Source organism: Flavobacterium sp. (assembly GCF_049590715.1).
Lineage (GTDB): Bacteria > Bacteroidota > Bacteroidia > Flavobacteriales > Flavobacteriaceae > Flavobacterium.
Map to the genome: position 1 here is coordinate 1 of NZ_JBAWDL010000204.1, position 20,643 is coordinate 20,643.

Below are 20,643 nucleotides of genomic sequence, written 5' to 3' on the forward strand. Positions count from 1 at the left end.
GGAGATGGTTCTAACGATAAATTAGAAGGCACTGTAAAACTCTTAATCGAAATGCGTAATCAAGCGCGAGCAGATAAGAATTTTGCTTTATCTGACCAAATTAGAGACCAATTACTAGCAATTGGAATCCAACTAAAAGACAGTAAAGAAGGCACTAGCTTTTCTATATAATTTAGATTCAGGTTCGCATTTGGTACACAAAGCGAACCTGTTTTTTTTCCAAAGACTATCAAAATGAAAATTACCACGCCATTCATAGTTCTTGTTCGGTTTTATCAAGTGGCAATATCTCCATTTACTCCTGCCGCTTGTCGATTTGAACCTACTTGTTCCTCCTATATGATTGAGGCTTTACAAATTCACGGTCTTTTTCGTGGTGGTTATTTAGGTGTAAAAAGGATTTTAAGTTGCCATCCATGGGGGAAAACGGGTTATGACCCTGTTCCTCCTAAAAAATGCAAGTACTAATTATTCAATTTACAGATTGTTAAACTGTTCTTAAGAAACAGTCATAACAGCAATTTAATATTGATACTAGCAACAAAAACTGTATTTTTACGCCAAATATATAGATAATGACACACGCTTTAAACATCGTATGGAACCCATCAGAAGGTATTGATTTAGGATTTTTTATTATTCGTTTCTACAGCCTTATGTTCGTAATTGCTTTTGGACTAGGATGGTACATCATGAAAAAAATATATGAACGCGAAAACGAATCCATTGAAAATTTAGATTCTTTATTCGTTTGGACTGTTTTAGCTACTTTAATTGGTGCGAGACTAGGACACGTTTTATTTTACGATTGGGAATATTTTCGCAATCATTTATTAGAAATATTTTTACCATTCCGCTTTACACCACAGTTTGAATTTACAGGATACCAAGGATTGGCCAGTCATGGAGCAGCGATATCCATTATTGTAGCCATGTATTATTATAGTAAAACCGTAATCAAAAAACCATTATTATGGATTTTAGATCGAGTTGTTATTGCCGTTGCTAGCGGTGCCATCTTTGTTCGTTTAGGTAATTTTTTTAACTCTGAAATCGTTGGTAAACAAACCGATTCTATTTTCGGAATTCAGTTTATAAGAGATCATTTTTCACCTAGAGAAGCTGTTTCTTTAACAAATATTGCTAACCCTACTGAAGCATATAGTGCTATTGCTACTAATCCAAAATTTGCTGCCTTACTACAACAAGTACCTTTAAAACATCCTGCGCAACTATACGAAGCTTTTTGCTACATTTTTGTATTTGCCCTATTGTACTTTTTATATTGGAAGACAGACGCTAGAAACAAACGTGGCTACCTATTTGGAATGTTTTTAGTTTTGTTATGGACTATTCGCTTCATTGTTGAATATGTAAAAGAAAGTCAAGGTGGTTTTGAAAGTGCCTTAGGTTTATTGTCTACAGGTCAGTGGCTGAGTATTCCGTTTATCATGATTGGTTTTTATTTTATTTTTACAGCTGACAAACCTATTAAAATATAATTGACATTTAAACATTACAATTGTTATAAAATTTAACTATAAAAAGCGAAGAGGGTATTCAAAAAATGAATACTCTCTTCGCTTTTTTAAATAAATAAAACTTCATTGCGAATTACTATTTCTAACGACTATCTCCAATTATAAACCTAAAAAAACCGCGGAACAGAGTCAATATAGTTATTTTAGATCGATGGTTTAAAATTCGTGAACCAATCCAAATTCAATATTTTTAGTATTAAAACCTGCATTAGAATACTGTAAACCCGCATTAGAGACATGTCTAACAGATGGACTAATATCTAAACGTATTCGTTTAAAACTATAGGACAACCCTAAAGTAAACACATCTGAAAACGCAAAACCTTTAGACAACCGTTCTGTTTCAACATCTGAAATCATGGGACCAACACTTGCTAATGCAAAAATAGTAAGTTGTTTAAAAAGCTTTTTTCTAGCCAAAAAACCAACATTTAATATGTATTGGTTAAAATTTTTTAATTGTGTAAATTCAGCTCTTTTAGCTTCATAATCAGCTTCTTCAGGCTGTACAAAATAAAAATTAAGTAATTGATGTGTACCAAAGTTTATCTCTGGCTGAACCACTATCTCAAACGATATACTCGTATATTTTTTCAATAAATAATCAATCTCAATTTTATAATATTTATTAGTAAAGGAATAATTTGAATTTTCAAACTCCTTCCCTACCCCTGACTTCAATCCGACATTAAACTGATGATTAACAACTTGAGAATAGCTTAATAAAAAATTGAACATAAAAAACAATGCACAAAAAAGGTATTTACAATTCATTACATATACTATATAAAATTAAAAACCAGATAAAAAAAAGACCCAACTATAAAGTTGAGTCTTTGATATAGTAAACCTAATAAAATTAAGCTCCTTCATGTTGTTTTTCAACTTGTAATTTATCTTCTCTAGAAATCGTATCAACCAATACTGGAGTTGCGATAAACAATGAAGAATACGTCCCAACAACGATACCTACAAGCATAGCGAAGATAAATCCTCTAATAGACTCTCCACCAAATACAAACATAATCAACAATACTACAATCATTGTTAATGACGTATTGATTGTTCTTGACATTGTTGTATTAATAGATTGATTTACAATCTCAGCAAAGTTACCTTTGGTTTTCCCTGCTAAAAATTCACGAACCCTGTCAAATACAATTACAGTATCATTCATAGAGTATCCAATAACCGTTAATATAGCAGCGATAAAGTGTTGGTCAATTTCCATCCCAAAAGGCATGAATTTATAACACAATGAATAAATTCCTAATACAAAGATTACGTCATGTGCAACCGCAACAATAGCACCTAAACTATATTGCCATTTTCTAAAACTAATCATTAAATATAAGAACACTAATCCCATAGCTCCTAAAACTGCCCAGTAAGCATTTGTTTTAATATCCTCTGCAACTGTTGGTCCAACTTTTGATGCTTGTAGAACTCCAATGTTTTTACCATCATAAGCGTTAATAAACTTATCATAAGTTAATCCAGAAGCATAATGATGTTTCAAAGTTTCAAACAAAAGTTTATTCACTTCTTCATCAGCAGCAATTCCGTGTTCTTTTACTTTGTATTTTGTAGTAACTTTCAATTGATTATCACTACCAAAAACTTTAGCTTCAGCACTTCCAAATACGCCTGATAATTCTTGTTTAACTACTTCTGCTTCGATTGGTTTGTCAAAACGAATTTGGAATGTTCTTCCTCCTACAAAGTCAACACCTTGATCTAATCCGTTAGTTGATAATGATACAACACTTACAATTACTACTATTGCAGAAAAGATGTAAGCAAATTTTTTCTTTCCTAAGAAATCAAAATTAAAATTGTTGAATATTTTTTCAGAAAACTTAGTAACGAAAGTTAAATCATTTTTAGTTCTTAAATTTCTATCCAAGAAGATTCTTGCGATGAAAATTGAAGTAAACAAAGATGTTGCAATACCAATTAATAATGTAGTAGCAAAACCTTTGATTGGTCCTGAACCAAATATAAATAAAACAGCTCCAGTTAAGATATGTGTTACGTTAGCATCCGTAATAGATGACATTGCACCAGTCCAGCTATAAGAAGTTTTAATGGCTTCTTCTAGCGATTTACCTTCTCGCAATTCTTCTTTTGCTCTTTCATAAATAATGATATTCGCATCAACAGCCGTACCCATTGTTAAAACAATCCCTGCAATACCAGGCAATGTAAGTACCGCACCTAAACTTGCCAAAATTCCAAATAAGAATAGTAAGTTAACCGCCAAAGCAATATTAGAATACCAACCTGCTTTACCATAATACACCATCATCCATAATGAAACAAGAAGCATCCCTACAATAGCAGAAGTTGTTCCATTATCAATAGCCTCTTGACCTAAGGATGGTCCTACTACTTCAGATTGAACAATATCAGCAGCAGCTGGTAATTTACCTGCTCTTAAAACGTTTGCTAAATCTTTAGTTTCAGTCACATCAAATGTACCTGAAATTTCAGATCTTCCTCCGGCAATTGGACCACTTGAAACTCCTGGAGCAGAATAAACTACATCATCCAAAACAATAGCAATGTTGCTTTTTTGAGTAAAAGCTCTACCAGTTAATTCTTCCCAAGCTTTAGCACCTTGGCCATTCATTTGCATAGAAACAGATGGTTTTCCTAATTGATCAAAAGAATCTTTAGCATCAGTAACAACACCACCACTCATCGCAGCAATATTATCTCTATTTCCTTTTAATGCATATAATTCTACTGCATCAATACTTTTATTTTTATCATCTTTGATTGTAGTTAATTTACCCCAAACAAATTTTGCGTAACGTTGATCTGAAGCTAACAATATTCTAATATCAGCTCTTTTCAAATAAGTATTAACAACAGCTGTATCTTTTGGAGCAAACAAACCTAAAACTGGACCACCACCTTGCGATAACATTTTATCAAATAAAGGATTGTTTCCTTTTTTAGTTGCAGCTGAGTCTTTAGTATCTGTTAGTAAAGCACTCAAGGAATCTTTAACAACTGCTTTAGTCTCAACCTTATTGATTTCAGTTTTTTTCAATGATTCATTAGCTGCCATTAAAAAATTACCTAACTCATCAATTTTATACGTTTCCCAAAACTCTAATTGAGCCGTACTTTGTAATAATTTTTTAATTCTATCGACATCTTTAGCACCTGGTAACTCAACCAAGATACGTCCAGATTCTCCTAATTTTTGAATATTAGGTTGTGTTACACCAAATTTATCAATACGTTTTCTTAGTACTCCAAAAGCACTTTCAACTGACTCATCAACTTTTCTTTTGATTACTTTTTGAACCTCAGCATCTGACATTTGAAAATCAACACCACCTTCACCTTGTAAAGAACGGTTTGCAAAAATTTCAGGAGAGGCTAATTTTACCGTTCCTTTTGAATTTGCTGCAAAAGCATCAAAAAAAGCATCAATGTATGTTTGATTTCCTTTTTGGTTAACCGTAGCATCTGCCAATGATTTATTGAACACTGGATTTTTAGAATTATTTGATAATCCTTTTAAAATGTCTTTCACTGAAATTTGCAATATCACATTGATACCACCTTCTAGGTCTAGACCTTTATTGATTTGTTTGTCTTTTACCTCATCAAAAGTAAAATCAGCAAATCCTAAGTTAAAAACTTTTTCTTTACCGATAGAATCCAAATATTTTAATTCTTTATCAGGATTTCCATTTGCAAAAGCTTTTGCATCATTTTTGATGGAACTGGAAACAAATGTGAAAGAGAGTTGGTAAATACTCACCAATGCAAATAGAATTGCGAAAAATTTAATAAGTCCTTTATTCTGCATTATTACTAAAAATTAATTATTTTGTTATTTATATTATTTTTATTTAAAATCTCAAACACAATTCTAATCTTTATTTTTTTATATAAAAAAATGAAAAACAATAATTGTATTGTTTTTATAAACCGAGCAAATATATAATTCTGGTAAAGATTAACCAATTTATTTGTTAATTAATCTCAAAAAAAAGACTGCAAAAGTGCAGTCTTTACTTTTATTCGGTATTTTTATTATTTTAAAATCGATTTTAAGGCATCATTCATCTGTCGAACAGCATCAGCACTCTTCGCAAATAACGCTTTTTCTTGATCATTTAACTCAATATCTAAAATTTCTTCGACTCCATTCTCTCCTATAATACAAGGAACGCCTATACAAATATCGTTTTGTCCGTACTCTCCTTCTACATAAACAGAACAAGCAATCATTTTTCTTTGATTATTTAATATGCTATCTACTAAAAAAGCAACTGAAGCTCCTGGTGCATACCATGCTGAAGTCCCTAACAACCCTGTAAGTGTAGCACCACCAACCATTGTACTGGCAGCTACTTTCTCTAAAACCTCATCAGATAAGAATTGGGTAACTGGAATTCCATTATAAGAAGCTAAGCGAGTCAAAGGAATCATTGTAGTATCACCATGCCCACCAATAACCATTGCTGAAACATCATTTACTGGTTTATCAAGAGCCAGACTTAAATACGTTCTAAAACGAGAACTATCTAAAGCTCCACCCATTCCAATAATCCTGTTTTTAGGCAATCCTGTTGATTTCAAAGTTAAATAAGTCATTGTATCCATAGGATTGGAAACAATGACAAAAATAGCATTAGGCGAAAATTCCAAAACACTTTGAACAACTGACTTAACGATTCCAGCATTAATCCCAATTAGTTCTTCACGAGTCATTCCTGGTTTTCTTGGAATCCCAGAAGTTACTACTACTACATTACTATTAGCCGTTTTTGAATAATCATTAGTCACCCCTGAAACAGTTGTATTAAAACCAGTATTTGTAGCACATTGCATGATATCTAAAGCTTTCCCTTCAGCGAAACCTTCTTTGATATCTAATAACACTACTTCACTTGCTATTCCTCTATAAGAAATTACATCCGCACAAGTTGCACCTACATTACCTGCACCTATTATTGACACTTTCATATTAAACAGTTTAATCAGTTAATTAGTTATTTTACCAGCCGTTCAAAAAACGACTGGTCTAAAATACTAAATTAAGCATCAATATTTGCATAAACTGCATTTTTTTCGATGAATTCTCTACGAGGTGGTACTTCATCACCCATCAACATAGAAAACACACGATCCGCCTCAGCCAAACTATCAATTGTTACTTGACGTAACGTTCTAAAACTTGGATCCATTGTCGTTTCCCACAATTGCTCCGCGTTCATCTCTCCAAGACCTTTATAACGTTGAATTCCTGCACTTCCACCCATTCTTAAATTGGCTTGATCACGTTGCTCATCATTCCATGCATACTCTTTTTTATTTCCTTTTTTAACTAAATATAAAGGTGGAGCTGCAATATAAACATGTCCTTCTTCAATTAATTCTTTCATGAATCTAAAAAAGAATGTCAAAATCAAAGTAGAAATATGGCTACCATCGACATCGGCATCACACATAATAATTACTTTATGATAACGCAGTTTTGAAATATTCAATGCTTTACTATCTTCTTCTGTACCAATTGTTACACCAAGAGCCGTAAAAATATTTCGAATCTCTTCGTTTTCAAAAACCTTGTGATGCATTGCTTTTTCCACATTCAAAATTTTACCTCTTAATGGTAAAATTGCTTGAAAATTACGGTCACGACCTTGCTTAGCAGTACCACCTGCCGAATCTCCCTCGACAAGGTACACTTCACATTTTGCAGGATCTTGCTCAGAACAATCAGAAAGTTTTCCTGGCAATCCACCACCACCCATTACGGTTTTACGTTGCACCATTTCACGCGCTTTCTTAGCCGCATGACGGGCTTGAGCAGCCAAAATTACTTTTTGAATGATGATACGAGCATCATTTGGATTTTCTTCCAAATAATTCTCTAACATCTCACCTACGGCTTGACTTACTGGCGAGACTACCTCTCTATTTCCTAATTTTGTTTTGGTTTGCCCTTCAAATTGCGGTTCAGCTACTTTTACCGAAATAATAGCAGTCAATCCCTCACGAAAATCATCCCCAGCAATATCAAATTTTAATTTATCCAACATTCCAGAAGCATCTGCATATTTCTTCAGCGTTCGTGTTAAACCACTTCTAAAACCTTGTAAATGCGTTCCTCCTTCGTGCGTATTAATATTGTTTACATAAGAAAAAATATTTTCACTATAACTTGTGTTATAAATCAAAGCTACCTCCACTGGAATCTCTCCTTTTTCGTGATCCATTGAAATCACGTGTGCAATAATAGGCTCACGGTTTCCATCAAGATAACGAATATATTCTTTCAATCCTTCAGTTGAATGAAATAACTCCGAAAGGAAATTTCCATCTTTATCAGTTTCCCTTTTATCAGTAAACGTAATTGAAATTCCTTTATTCAAGAATGACAATTCGCGCATACGAGCAGACAAAGTATCGTAAGAATACTCAATGGTTTGTGTAAAAATAGTTGGATCTGGATAAAAAGTAACAATCGTACCTCTTTTAGTCGTTTCACCAATTTGTTTTACAGGATACAAAGCCTTCCCTCTTTCATACTCTTGCTCATATACCTTTCCATCACTACTGTGTACGGTAGCTCTTAAATGCGAAGACAATGCATTCACACAGGAAACCCCCACACCATGTAAGCCTCCTGAGACCTTATAAGAGTCTTTGTCAAATTTACCCCCAGCACCAATTTTAGTCATTACAACCTCAAGTGCGGAGACTCCTTCTTTTTTATGCATCCCTACTGGAATACCACGACCATTATCTTCTACAGATATCGATCCATCTTCATTTATATCGACTCTAATCGTATCACAATGACCTCCCATTGCCTCATCGATAGAGTTATCAACAACCTCATAAACTAAGTGATGAAGACCTCTAACACCTACATCGCCAATATACATGGAAGGACGCATCCTTACGTGCTCCATTCCTTCTAACGCCTGAATACTATCTGCTGAATAATTATTTTCCTTCTTGATTTCTTCGCTCATGTTTTTTATTCTAAAAATGTAATTTTTTGTCTAACGAACAAATATATAAAAACTCAAATTATATCACCATTAAAATATACTTTTAACGGTTTAAGTTATTAACAATAATTGTCAATTATAATCATAAGCTATAAGTCATCATACTCGCTGAACGGATAATTTTATATCTCTATTTTTTATATTCAAAGTCAGGAGTTATGAAGTAATAATTAAAACAAAAAGTTTAAACTTAAAGAATAACCAATCCAATTTCAGTTTTTTTTATCTAAACACACAAAACTAGCTATTACAATTGAAGGTGTTAATCTTCTAATTAAAGTTTTAAAAATTGAAATGAAATAAAAATAAAATGTTACGACTTAAACTCATTAACTAAGCTTTCATTCTATTGAAAATTTAAACATAAAATAGCAATAATGACAAAACACCCATATTAGTTTTTTTTTATTTTTTATAAGTGTTTTTGTATATTTTTGTCAAAAAAATAAAAAATGAGATTGATTCCTTTTTTACTTCTTAGTTTGGTTATGAATGCCCAACAAGTAGAATTGATTACTTATGGTCTTAAATTGGGAGCAATTCACTCTAAAATAAGCAACTTACCTGAAATGCTTACAGGAAGAGACCATTCATTACAACAATATACATTAAAAAGTGAAGGTGTTTATGGTATAGAAACCGGATTTTTTGCCAATTTCAAACTTTATGATACCCGTGTTGCTATCCAACCTGAACTCCTTTTTCGTAAAGCTGGTGAAAAAGTAAAATATGAAGATATAACAGGGAAAACGTATGAAATTGGATTTGATTATTCCTATTTAATTGTGGGAGCCTCCTATAAAGTTTACCCACTTGGAGGCTTAAATGTAGGTTTAGGCGCTTTTTATGGCATTAATCTCAACTCTGGAAACATAAGCTATGAATCCAACCAATTCGGACAGCAATTTGACACAGAATACCGCCAATTTTATAGAGATGGTATCGAGGGTTCAAATGATTTTAGTTTGAGTTTTTTATTAGGATACGAATTTAAAAGAAATTTTAATATTGATTTTAGATATTATCTGGGTATCAGTGATGCTTTAAAAACTAAAAATAATTCATTCCAATTTTCAGAAAACAATAATAAAACGTCAACTTTTAGTTTTAGTGTAGGCTATAGTTTTGATAAGTTATAAACCGTTTGATGCAAATAATCAAATTAAAATCTAAAGATAATTACAACAACAATGTTTGTCTGAGCCTAAATACATATTATGAAATTCAATTCGTAATACTCATTGTGACTATAGTTATAGAATTTAACTATAAATAACAATTACACCCAACTACTTATGTCAAATTATTTTACATTAATATATAAACAAAATCTTACTACATACTAACAATAATAAAAATACTGATTGGGTATATAAACTAATATTTTTTTACTAAATATATGAAACGACTATTTATATTAATTGGGTTCTTGATTACTTCTTTCGTGAATGCTCAATATTTTCAAGAAATTACTTACGGTGTATATGTTGGTGGTAACCAATCTAAAATGGATAATATTGAACCTGCCTTAATTCCTAGAGGTATTTATTCTGGGTATTCTACCAAAGAAGTACCAAATATTGGTTTTACAGCAGGTTTTTATATTAATTGGAAAAAAAATTATGATAGTAAAATGAGCATTGAGGCGGATATTTCATATTCACAACAATATCCAGAATTTACATACGAAAACATTAAAGACTTAGAATATAATATCAAGTTTAATTACAATTATTTGAATGCTGGTATTTTATTCAAATTTTATCCTATTGAAAACTTATATATAGGAGCAGGCCCAACATTGGCCTTAAATCTTAACCCGAATGATATGACCTATACTTCAAACGGAGCATCTAGACCCGGAGGTATCGATTTTGAACCAGACGAAACGGTTCAAAAAGTACTTAAAGAATCCTTTGAGGGTAAGAATTTCCTAAAGGCTACTTTTGGTTTAGGATACGAATTCAATTCGGATATAACTATCGGAATACGATATAGTTTAGGTCTTTCAGATGCCTTAGAAACAAAAGAAAATGGATTTCGATATTCAGAAGTCAAAAATAAAATGAGCTCTTTTGGTATAAGTATAGGCTACCGTTTTCATTTTGATGAAACTAATAATTTTCAATAACATCATGATTTTAATACTATGAAACATACATTATATATTGTATTCGTTCTATTTATTTTCAGTTTTGGACTTAAAGCACAAGACCACAATCCTGCACAAGTGTCCAAACCTGTTTTATGGTTGTTAGGTAAAAAAAAACAGGAACATTATAGTCTTGAAAATAGAACTATTACAGCATCTTTGACTACAAAATTAGATAGCAAAGGAGAATTACTTAATTTTAATCCAGCACTTTTTTTTGATGGAAAAACCAATACTATCACAATGGCTTTGGATTCTCTTCAAATGAAACAACAAACCCTGTTTTTTGTATATAAATTAAAAGATAGTGTGGCTGAACAAATTTTATGGAATGTAACTGATCCTAACAAAACATCAAGTCTTGCTACGACAAAAAGATTAGTTAATTTAAACGGATATAATTATAAAAGTTACCCCTCAACTATAAAACCTCGTAAACCAAATCTCCATATTTATCAACACAATCGTAGTGATTTAAAAGCCAAGTCATTTCAGCTTTCCTTTGGCGCAACAACGACTAATGAACGTTTACCTCCCCTGCCTTTGACGACCTTAATTAGTGAACTTATAGTCTATGACAGAGTTCTTTCGCCAATCGAAACTCAAAAAGTGGCTAGTTATTTGGCTATAAAATATGGTATTCCTCTCTCCCAATTGGAAACTAAAAATTACTTAAATAGTCAAGGCACAACAATTTGGAAACAAGAAAATCATAAAGGATTTGAGGAATCCATTACAGCTATTGGGCGTGATGACAAGAGTAATTTATGGCAAATTAAAAGCAGTAATGCGTTTGAAAACAACCTACTAACTGTTGGTTTTAATGGTGATATTAACGATATTCCAGATACTTATTTTGTTTTTTGGAGCGATAACGGAAAAGCTTTAACAGTTAAAAAACAAGAGCAAGGACAACCAGATGGAATTTCACGAAAATGGATTTTAGATTATTTACAACAAAATAAATCAGGACTTGATTGGGAATTTGACGCTTCTCAAATTAAAAAAAATAAAGCCCTCGATCCCGCTTTATATTATTGGTTGCAAGTAGATCAAAGTGGAACTGGAAATTTTGAAGCCAAAGATTTAGAATATACCCTTTTAGCACCAATATCTAACACTGAAAAATTGCAATTAAAAGAATATTCTTGGGATCCAAAAGGCACAGGAAAAGTTGCTTTTTCAATTAAAGTAGCTCCAGCCATGTTTGCGAACGTTACTATTGTAAAACCAAGTTGTGGACTAATACAATCGGGCAACATACAGTTTAAAATTGAAGGAGGTAAAGGACCATTCGAAATACACTTGACTAATACCAAATCTGAAACTATTATAAAAAACTGGGTACAAGAAGCAACTACAAATCAATTGATTAAAATAGATTCTGGATATTATGAATATGTAGTTACCGATGCGCAAAAAAATACTTACAAAGAAACCTTTTATGTCCCTGACAGTAATGGTATAGTAATTCCTTTTCAATCGCAATACACTCTTTTGGTAGGTCAAACTTTGTCGTTAGACACCCAATTAGTTCTGCCCGAAGACAATTATACCTACGAATGGTTTTATGAAGGAAATCGCATCAGTACTGCAGCCAGTTTGAATACAAGTCAGTCTGGAGATTATGAATTGCGTCTAGAAAACAGTGAAGGTTGCAAGTCAATGAAACAATTTTCAGTTCAGGTGTCGGGTGAAAAACTTCTTTCAGAAACAAAAATTATGGTTTATCCTAATCCAAGTATAGATGGTCGTTTTACAGTTGAAGCTTTGTTTCCTAATGAAACTTCAGGAACGGTATGCATTTTTACTATTTCAGGGCAAAAAATAATTGAAGATTTTTTTGCACCGCAACAAAATCTAAGGTACCATGGAGAATTGCCTACGTCAGGCGTTTATATCATTAAAATCAATTCTTTCTTTGGAGAAGAGAATATCAAATTGATTGTAAAATAATAATAGGATTATGAAAAAACAATTAGCAACATTTTTATTCTTAATTAGTTTTGTGGTTTTTGCTACCCAATTTAATATAGCCAAAAAAATAACTGATGCTATTTTTTCGAAGAATGCGAATATAGAAGAAACTATAATTGTAAAAAACAGTCCGAGTGCAATTCTCAAAAAAATTCCTGTTACAGCAGTTCCTTCCAACAGTTATGAAGCTGATATTAACCAAGGTATAATAGGAATCACAAAAGTAGATGAGCAAGATGATGCTTATGACAATGTATTTCATATTACTATTAATCAACTTCCTACGGCAAACCAACAAGCGTATTTAGAATATGAATTGTACGGCTACAGTCACTCAGGTTCTATTTCTCGAAGTATTAACAACTTGCCAAGCATGGGAGGTGGTTTTATATCAAAAAAACAAGCATGGACATTACAGCAAGAATTGGTTTCGAATACCATATTGCGCAAAGGAGATAACACCTTACTCTTTACTGCTCCTTTGACGGTTACAGAAGGATATAAAGTAAAAAACATCAAAATTACCTATAGACAAAAAACAGAAAATGAAGGGTATGAATTGTTGCGCTTTGAAGATAAATTATATATTAAAGGAGCTATTTCAAGCAGTTTAACTCAATCCTTACGTATTGACGATAAAGAAATAGATGTTAATCAGCCTGAATTTGAAATGGAATGTATCATTGATGTAAATCATCAAACCATACGTATTGAAAAAGTAGACAAAAAAGGAATAAAATCCCAAACAACACTTCATAAATCCGATTTTATTGCCGTACAAAACTATAAAACAACACTTGCCATTAAGGCTATAAAACAGCAAAAAATAACAACTTCAGGAGGCGGAAACGTTTCTTATAATGGTCTTTGGGCTACGTTTCCAACAGAGGCAGTCAAAAAAGATATCTCCATTTCAGTTCAAGGATTAAGATCCAAAGATATTGCAGCACTCAATACCTCAATGATCAATGTCACCCATCAAAATGCAGGATATCGCTTATTGCCACATGGCACAAAGTTTGAAAAAGCGGTACAAATAGGTATTCATTATGACAAAAAGTTAATTCCCGAAGGGTATACTGAAAAAGATATCAATATCTTTTATTTTGATGAATTTAAAAGACAGTGGAAGGAAGTAGCCAAAGATAGTTTGATAATTGCTCAAGGACAATTAGTCGCTAAAACTACTCATTTTACCGACTTTATTGCTGGAATTATCAAATTACCCGAATCTCCTGAGACTTCGGGCTATACACCAACAAGTATTAAGGATTTGAAAGCAGCAAGTCCCTTAGTAGGTATGGGTTCAATAGCACCTCCATCGGCCAATCCTAATGGAGCAGGAACAACCAGTTTTGGAATTCAAATCCCCAAAGGGCGTAGTGGTATGCAACCCTCACTGGCGTTGCAATATTCTAGCGATGGTAGTCACAGTTGGGCAGGATGGGGTTGGGATGTATCCATTCCGTCCGTAAATATAGAAACCCGATGGGGAACACCACGGTACGATTCTAATTTAGAAACCGAAAGTTACAACATTGCCGGTGACGGACTCTTGCCCAATGCACACCGTTCAGCTTGGGTGAGCCGTACTGCCGACAAGCAATTTAGACCCCGAAAAGAAGGCGCTTTTCAAAAAATTATTCGAAAAGGAAATTCTCCTCAAAATTATTATTGGGTAGTTACGGATAAAAGTGGCATCATAAGTTATTATGGAGGTACGCCTACGGGTTTAGCAGTCAACAGTGTTTTACAAGATGTCAATGGTAATATTGGGCACTGGGCATTGTCCATGCAAGTCGATTTGAGAGGAAATACAATAACTTATGAATACGAAAAAAGCAGTGGTGAACTTTTTATCAAAACCATTTATTATACAGGTAAAGGGGCTGATAAAGGAGCTTATTCAGTACGTTTTATAAAGGATGCTGATTTAGGTGAAGCGACCCGAAAAGATGTAATGATCAATGCTAGACTAGGATTCAAACAACTAAATGATAAATTATTACGAAAAATAGAAGTTCGTTTCAAAGACGAAATGGTACGCTCTTATGAATTAAAATACAAAGAAGGCGCTTTTAATAAAACCCTCTTGGCTTCAGTAACAGAGCTGGATTCCAAAGGTGCTTTGTTTTATACCAATACTTTAGACTATTATGATGATGTAAGAGATGCATCAGGGAAATACACTCCGTTTGGACCAGAAGAGAATTGGAATGTGCCTGATGATCATTTGAAAGTTAAGATTTTTAATTTTCCTGTTGGTTTTAACGGTTTCCAACCTTTGGTAAGTAGTTCTAGTGGTTCTAGTACAGGGTTTAATTATAGGGTTGGTGTCGGGATTGCTAAAATTGGTAGTTTTAAAACAAATACTGTTGGTCCTCACGGTAGTAATAGTTTTGGAAGTTCTAGTACAGCAGTTATGTTAGAAGATTTGGATGGTGATGGATTACCTGACAAAGTTTTTAAAAATGATAGTGGAGTTTTTTATAGAAAAAACCTCTCTAATGTTTCTAATAATATGGGGTTTGGCGACCCAATACAAATTCCTGGAATACTTAATATTGGTCATGTTAAATCCAGTTCCTTTGCTTGGGGAGTAGATGCTATTCTTGGTGCAGGAAGCGTTGGAGGAAATTTAGGTTTTGATAAATTGACTGGAAAATCTAGTGTCAAAAGTTATTTCATGGACTTTAACGGTGATGGATTAGTCGATTTTGTAAATAATGGTCAAGTTTATTACAATAGATTGGTTAATGGCGTGCCAACTTTTCAAAAAAGTAGTTCAGGAACTCCTTCTCCTGTATCTAGTGATGGAGTGGTACTTATAAATCCTTCCACAAAAATAGATATTAACGAATTAGAAAGAAAAAATCCTTTAGAAGATATTGTCAGAACTTGGGAAGCCCCTGTAGATGGAGAAATTATTGTTTCTCAAGCATTTAATTTAATAGAAGAAGTTATTCCAGAACGTATAGAAGCTCGCAAAAATTACCTAAAAAATGATGGTACTGATAAAGCAGATGGAGTTCATTTGTATTTTCAAAAAGGAACTATTTTAATTTGGGATGAAAAGATAGCGGCGACAAATTATAATCTGATTACAAAACCAGATCAAACTTTTAATGTAAAAAAAGGAGACAAATTGTTTTTTAGAGTAAGTGCTGTCTATGATGGTAATTTTGACAAGGTAAATTGGAATCCAAAAATACATTACACCAAGGTTTTACATTCTGAAAGAAATCCACTTACAGGAGAAATCACTAGTGCTTTAAATAATATAAGTCCCTTAACTAAAGATGTAAATTCACTATCATTAACTGATTATGATGCTACCGAAGATTTTTTAGTGAGTTCCAAAGCTTCTATTTTAATTCCAGAAACGACTACAATACAGTTTGCGGGTCATTTTATAAAACCTATAACCTCTGATCATGTTGTTTTAAAGTTGATAAAGAAAAAACCAGAACCTGATAATTCTGAAATAGAACTTTATACTCAACTTTTTGATGCAAAAGAGGCGGTTGATTTTGATTTAACGAGCATCCCTTCCTACTCCGTTGATGCTTTTACAGGAGTAAGAATTATTTTGGAAACAGAAACAAACATTGACTGGAAAGCTATTGATTTTAAACCGAGTGTTGTATATCCTGTGCAATCGGTTCTTGAAAATAAACTACTTGAAGTAGATCATACTTTATTTAGAAAGAGAGAAGGAAACTATGTCATTCCTGGAAAACAAAGTACGGTCTTGGCTACAGCGCCAATAGAAATGTATATCGATGAAGATGATTATACTCTGAATACAGATACTCCTAATGCTGAATTTGATTCAAAAGTAATTCTGACTGCCAAACAGAATAATAAATTGGTTGCTAAAAAAACCTATAATTTAAAAAATGGAGTTTTAGAACCTACAACAACCTTAAATGAAACAGGATACGTTTATGATTTTGTAGAAAAAGAAACCCCTTTTCAAGTAGAAGTTACTATTTCTAATCCCAAAGCTATAACTATATTGCGTAATTACCCAAAATTTAATGCGCTAAAAATTAAATTTAGACAAGAATACACTGAATTAGACGAAGATGATAAACCAATTCTAAAATATGAATTATTTGAAACAGATGATTTTTCAATTTATTCTTTGGTAGGTAATGAAGGAAATCCTATCTTAAACAAACAGGAATTAGAATTGGGATTAAAATACCGAAATTGGGGATGTTTTTTGATTCGAAATGATGGTAATTCCACCATTAATACTGCCGCTTTATTCTCCTCCGCTTCCTATAATGATAGTGAAGATAATCTTCCGGACACTGACAGCGAACCTCAGGAATCAGATCCTTCTAGTGGATTAGAAAACACTTATTTCACTAGTTTATTTCCTGTTTACAGCGAGAACAGATATTATGGATTAGAAAAAAACATGTACATCAGTGGCAAAGAAATGGGAACTGCCCGTTTGGGTGAAGATGATATTGTACAATACCATGATTTTAGTTTACCACCATTAACTATTGGTGGAGGTACCACTACAGCTACCGATATGATAACCGAAAATAAAAGTACTAGCTACGGCGGTGGAGCAAGCGTAGGTTCGATAAGTGCGGGCTATACACAATCAAAGAACGGAGAATCTATTGTTATAGAAACTATGAGCGATTTTAATGGAGATCGTTTCCCTGATCGTTTTCAAGATCAAAAACTACAAATAACCAATCCAAGAGGAGGGCTCTCTAATCAAGTAGTACAAATTGGCGATTTTAGTAAAAGTATCACGGGATCTACAGGTGTGGACACAGGAGGTTCTTATAGTCATGGTGTTGCCAAACTTAGTGCTCAATTAAAAGCTAGTGGCACAAAAGATGCTAAAGTATTATCTGCAAAGATTGCTAGCGCTATTGAATCTGAAAAAGCAAGTAAATTTGTTTCATTTTCACCTTCGGGCTCTGCTGGTTTTGGGGACGATCATTCAGAACAAGCACATATCGATATCAATGGAGATGGAATCCCTGATAAGGTTTCGGATAATGGTACCGTAGCTTTGGGTACAGGGTATGGCTTTTTGAATACCGAAAATTGGAATTTCAACACCTTAAATGCAGGAAAGTCAGTAGATTGGAGTGCAGGTTTAGGTTTTAGTTTCAAGAAAGCCTCTTTTACAGGTGGGGCAAACTATGCTAGATCTACTTCGCAAACAGAAAACGCTGTTATGGATATTAATGCAGATGGACTAGCCGATAAAATTGAATATACGGATACCGAAATTAAGGTTTCCTTGAATCTAGGAAATGGTTTTGCTCCTCAAATAATCTATCCTCGTTACAAAGCAATAAATAAAAACAGTAGCATAAGTTATGGTATTAATGCAGGTGGTACCATACCAATACCTTTGTTTTTTCTTCGTTTGGCAATTAGTATTGGTGGAAATAGCGGAGAAAGTATAAGTCGTTCCGAAGGAACTTTGATGGACATGAACGGTGATGGTTATTTGGACTATATTGAGTCTGAAGACGAAGACCACCTCATTGTACGCCTCTCTACCATAGGTCGTACCAACAAGCTTAAAGGCGCAACCAATGCCGCAGGAAATCATTTTGCGGTAGATTATACTTTGATAAAACCCACCTACGAATGCCCCAATCCGCTATGGGTATTGAGTGAAACCACCGTATTTGACGGTCATACTGGCGATGGTGTAGATGAGATGAAAAGCAAATTTATCTATGAAAATCCTTATTATGACCGTAGAGAACGTGATTTTTATGGTTTTGAAAAAGTAATTCAACAACAAATCAATACTACAGACAATAGCGTTTATACAACATCTATTCAAGAGTTTTACAACCGAGATTATTTTAGAAAAAATTTAGCCAAATTATCCAAAATGTTGGATACCGATGGTACTACTCTTTTACAAGAAAGCAGTAGCCGTTACCGCTGGACAAATGCCACAACCCAAGCTGACATTAACGAGAATGATTTGGCAAGCCCTGCCACAGATGCAGTTTCGGTATTTATAGCACCCCTACAAACCACCGAAAAGCATTTTGAAGGCAGTGACTATCTAGAGAGTAGCACTATTAACACCTTTGATGCTACCGGAAATATCATAGAATATGTAGATTTAGGCAACGGAACTCCTAATGACAAAGTAACCGCCAAAATAAGTTATTACAACAGTAGCACTCCTTATTATGACGGAATTGCTAAACAAATTGAAGTGTTTACTAATGAAGGCCTTAAACGCAAACGTAGTACAACTATCAATCCTACAACTGCCGAGGTTACTCAAATAAAAAACTACCTTTCGGCTAGTGAGGCGGCCGTAACTGATATTGAATATGATGAGTACGGTAATTTAAAAAAAATTACTGCTCCCGAAAATTATAAAAAGCAACGTGCCACGCTAGATTATACTTATGACGACCAAGTACATTCGTATATGACTGGTATTCAAGATGTTTTTGGATATAAAAACCAAATGCAATACGATTATAAGTATGGTATTCCTGTCAAAACAACGGATCGAAACGATCAGGAAATGGAATATACCTTGGATAATAAAGGACGGGTAGCTACTATTAGAGGGCCGTATGAAATTGCAGCAGGCAAACCCTACACCATAGCGTATGAATACTATCCAGATGCGGTGGTACCCTATGCCAAAACCCGAAATTACGACCCCGAACACGACAAGGATATCGAAACCTATACGTATACTGATGGATTAGGGCGTGCGCTACAAGTTAAGAAAACAGCCAGTTTGTTTACTGCAGCAGGCAGTGCAGATCAAGAAGCGCATATTATTTCGGGCAAGGTGATTTATGATGCTTTTGGAAGAGCAATTGAGAGCTACTACCCTACTACTACCACCACTTTAAACGCCGACTTTAGTACCGCACTAAGCACCGTTACTCCCACTAAAACCGAGTATGACAGTCGCAATCGTGCGTATAAAGTAGTTTATCCAGATGGTAGTACCCACCGTACTGAATTCAAAATAGATCAATTCAATAGCGTTCCTACTTTGTTAACCACCCAAACCGATGCTTTGGGCGTAGTAAGTCGGAGTCATACCGATGTAAAAGGACTCAGTTTATCTTCGATACAAAACAGTGCCGAAGGAGAATTGGTAACCAAATTTGATTATAATGCCCTAAGCGAACTCCTCGAAGTGACTAATGCATTGGGACAAATAACCAAAAGTAGTTATGATCTTATGGGACGTAGAACCCAACTCATCCATCCAGATGCGGGTACTATAGAAACAAAGTATGACTTGGCAAATAACATGACACAACGCATCACCGCCGATATCAGAAACACCATACCAAACGGTGGTGCTATTACTTATGAATATGATTACAACCGACTCCAAGAAATAAAGTACCCGAGAAACACACAAAACAATGTGCGCTATCATTATGGCAAAGCCGAGGGTACAGTAGCCAGAAGAGGCCGCTTGTGGCTGGTAGAAGACGCTTCGGGTGGGCAAGAGTTTTTTTATGGTAAACTAGGTGAAGTCGAAAAAGAAATTCGTACGCTACGCATCACCCCAACTGACATTCAAACATACGTGACCCAAACCCAGTATGACACTTGGAACCGCATCCAGAAAATGACCTATCCTGATGGCGAAGTCTTGGATTATGCCTATAATAGAGCAGGAAATTTATATGCAATGCAAGGTAAAAAAGAAAGTCATACCTATGACTACATCAAGCAATTGGGCTATGACGAATTTGAACAACGCAACTACCTAAAATACGGTAACAACACCGAGACCACCTATAATTATGACCCACAAATGCGCCGCTTGCAACAAATGAAAGTCAATAGTGGCACGCGAGTTGTAATGAACAATGCTTATAACTATGATTTAATGGGGAATGTACTGGGCATAAAAAATAGCGCTCCA

At 34.0% G+C, this 20,643-nt stretch carries 11 protein-coding genes; 7 read left to right on the forward strand and 4 right to left on the reverse strand.

Going from position 1 to position 20,643, the window contains the following annotated elements:
* The 3 genes from WBQ70_RS09295 to lgt form a co-directional block, all read left to right on the forward strand.
* A partial coding sequence (locus WBQ70_RS09295) for a CysS/YqeB C-terminal domain-containing protein (RefSeq protein WP_423913285.1) occupies positions 1 to 171 on the forward strand: 171 nt, incomplete at its 5' end.
* Between the two features lie 63 nt (positions 172 to 234).
* Positions 235 to 468 carry a membrane protein insertion efficiency factor YidD gene (gene yidD, locus WBQ70_RS09300; protein ID WP_423913262.1) on the forward strand — a complete coding sequence of 78 codons (234 nt, stop codon included), beginning with the start codon at positions 235 to 237 and terminating at the stop codon, positions 466 to 468.
* A gap of 107 nt (positions 469 to 575) precedes the next feature.
* A complete protein-coding gene (gene lgt / locus WBQ70_RS09305; protein ID WP_423913264.1) occupies positions 576 to 1,502 on the forward strand; it encodes a prolipoprotein diacylglyceryl transferase in 927 nt (308 codons plus the stop codon).
* A 195-nt stretch (positions 1,503 to 1,697) separates the two neighbouring features.
* Here lgt and WBQ70_RS09310 read toward each other — a convergent pair whose 3' ends face one another.
* From WBQ70_RS09310 to gyrB, 4 genes are all read right to left on the reverse strand, one after another.
* A complete protein-coding gene (locus tag WBQ70_RS09310) occupies positions 1,698 to 2,279 on the reverse strand; it encodes an acyloxyacyl hydrolase (protein WP_423913265.1) in 582 nt (193 codons plus the stop codon).
* Positions 2,280 to 2,400: 121 nt separating this feature from the next.
* The gene (gene secDF, locus WBQ70_RS09315; protein ID WP_423913268.1) at positions 2,401 to 5,370 is read right to left on the reverse strand and encodes a protein translocase subunit SecDF; all 2,970 of its coding nucleotides are present in this window, start codon (positions 5,368 to 5,370) and stop codon (positions 2,401 to 2,403) included.
* A 227-nt stretch (positions 5,371 to 5,597) separates the two neighbouring features.
* Positions 5,598 to 6,533 (reverse strand): malate dehydrogenase, encoded by a 936-nt coding sequence (mdh, locus tag WBQ70_RS09320; protein WP_423913270.1) that lies wholly within the window; start codon positions 6,531 to 6,533, stop codon positions 5,598 to 5,600.
* A 71-nt stretch (positions 6,534 to 6,604) separates the two neighbouring features.
* Positions 6,605 to 8,551: a DNA topoisomerase (ATP-hydrolyzing) subunit B gene (gene gyrB / locus WBQ70_RS09325; RefSeq protein WP_423913273.1), complete on the reverse strand. Its 1,947-nt coding sequence runs from the start codon at positions 8,549 to 8,551 to the stop codon at positions 6,605 to 6,607.
* A 491-nt stretch (positions 8,552 to 9,042) separates the two neighbouring features.
* Between gyrB and WBQ70_RS09330 the strand changes: the two genes are divergently transcribed.
* The 4 genes from WBQ70_RS09330 to WBQ70_RS09345 all read left to right on the forward strand — a co-directional run.
* A complete protein-coding gene (locus WBQ70_RS09330) occupies positions 9,043 to 9,729 on the forward strand; it encodes an outer membrane beta-barrel protein (protein ID WP_423913275.1) in 687 nt (228 codons plus the stop codon).
* A gap of 260 nt (positions 9,730 to 9,989) precedes the next feature.
* Positions 9,990 to 10,721, forward strand: a complete 732-nt coding sequence (locus WBQ70_RS09335) for an outer membrane beta-barrel protein (protein WP_423913277.1) — start codon at positions 9,990 to 9,992, stop codon at positions 10,719 to 10,721.
* Between the two features lie 18 nt (positions 10,722 to 10,739).
* Positions 10,740 to 12,698 carry a T9SS type A sorting domain-containing protein gene (locus WBQ70_RS09340; protein ID WP_423913280.1) on the forward strand — a complete coding sequence of 653 codons (1,959 nt, stop codon included), beginning with the start codon at positions 10,740 to 10,742 and terminating at the stop codon, positions 12,696 to 12,698.
* Positions 12,699 to 12,708: 10 nt separating this feature from the next.
* Positions 12,709 to 20,643, forward strand: a 7,935-nt coding sequence (locus WBQ70_RS09345; protein ID WP_423913283.1) for a SpvB/TcaC N-terminal domain-containing protein, incomplete at its 3' end; no start/stop codon positions are given.

What these genes read in the sequence shown, in the direction of transcription:
- secDF (WP_423913268.1), bottom strand. Translation starts at nt 5,370, where the DNA reads ATGCAGAATAAAGGACTTATTAAATTTTTCGCAATTCTATTTGCATTG.
- lgt (WP_423913264.1), top strand. Translation starts at nt 576, where the DNA reads ATGACACACGCTTTAAACATCGTATGGAACCCATCAGAAGGTATTGAT.
- WBQ70_RS09330 (WP_423913275.1), top strand. Translation starts at nt 9,043, where the DNA reads ATGAGATTGATTCCTTTTTTACTTCTTAGTTTGGTTATGAATGCCCAA.
- WBQ70_RS09340 (WP_423913280.1), top strand. Translation starts at nt 10,740, where the DNA reads ATGAAACATACATTATATATTGTATTCGTTCTATTTATTTTCAGTTTT.
- yidD (WP_423913262.1), top strand. Translation starts at nt 235, where the DNA reads ATGAAAATTACCACGCCATTCATAGTTCTTGTTCGGTTTTATCAAGTG.
- WBQ70_RS09335 (WP_423913277.1), top strand. Translation starts at nt 9,990, where the DNA reads ATGAAACGACTATTTATATTAATTGGGTTCTTGATTACTTCTTTCGTG.
- mdh (WP_423913270.1), bottom strand. Translation starts at nt 6,533, where the DNA reads ATGAAAGTGTCAATAATAGGTGCAGGTAATGTAGGTGCAACTTGTGCG.
- gyrB (WP_423913273.1), bottom strand. Translation starts at nt 8,551, where the DNA reads ATGAGCGAAGAAATCAAGAAGGAAAATAATTATTCAGCAGATAGTATT.
- WBQ70_RS09310 (WP_423913265.1), bottom strand. Translation starts at nt 2,279, where the DNA reads ATGTTCAATTTTTTATTAAGCTATTCTCAAGTTGTTAATCATCAGTTT.